Annotated in this window: 1 protein-coding gene; it reads right to left on the bottom strand. The window is 59.4% G+C overall.

Annotated features, from left to right (window positions below; all coding sequences use genetic code 11):
* A partial coding sequence (locus AAFX91_RS42325) for an AMP-binding protein (RefSeq protein ID WP_394570431.1) occupies nucleotides 1-542 on the bottom strand: 542 nt, incomplete at its 3' end.
* Between the last annotated feature and the right edge of the window lie 24 nt (nucleotides 543-566).

The raw sequence follows: 566 nt of genomic DNA, 5'->3' as shown, positions 1-566 counted from the left end.
CGCGCAACTCCCGCCCCGCCAATGTAAAGCTCACCCGCCGCCCCGAACGGAACCGGCCCGCCATGACCGTCCAGCAGATACACCCGCGTGTTCGCAATCGGACGGCCAATCGTCTCGACGACAGTCTCTCCCCGTCGCATGCAAATCCAGGTCGAGTACGTCGTGGTTTCCGAAGGAGCGTACAGATTGCAGATCTTCTCGACGCGACTGCCCTCGAAAGCCTTCTCTATGAGGCCTGCCTTCAGCCGCTCGCCCGCCAAATTGATGACGCTTGTCGAGGGCGGCACGGCTTTGTTATCGACCAGAGAGGCGATCGCCGAGGGAACTGTGTTGATCAAGGAGACATCCAAGGACGTCTGCGCCAGCGTCAACGCACTCTCGACAAGATAAAGCGTGCTTCCTTGTGACAGCGGAACGAAGCACTCATAGACCGACAGATCAAAACTGATCGAGGTGGAGAACAGCATGCGGCTGGTCTCTGATTCCGCAAACACGCCGCTGCTCCAATGCAGCAGGTTCACGGTGCTCGCATGCTCGATCATGACGCCCTTGGGGGTGCCGGTTGA

Source organism: Bradyrhizobium sp. 31Argb (genome assembly GCF_043638955.1).
Lineage (GTDB): Bacteria > Pseudomonadota > Alphaproteobacteria > Rhizobiales > Xanthobacteraceae > Bradyrhizobium.
The sequence above is the reverse complement of the archived record's forward strand: the minus strand, read 5'-3'. Positions and strand labels throughout refer to the sequence as shown.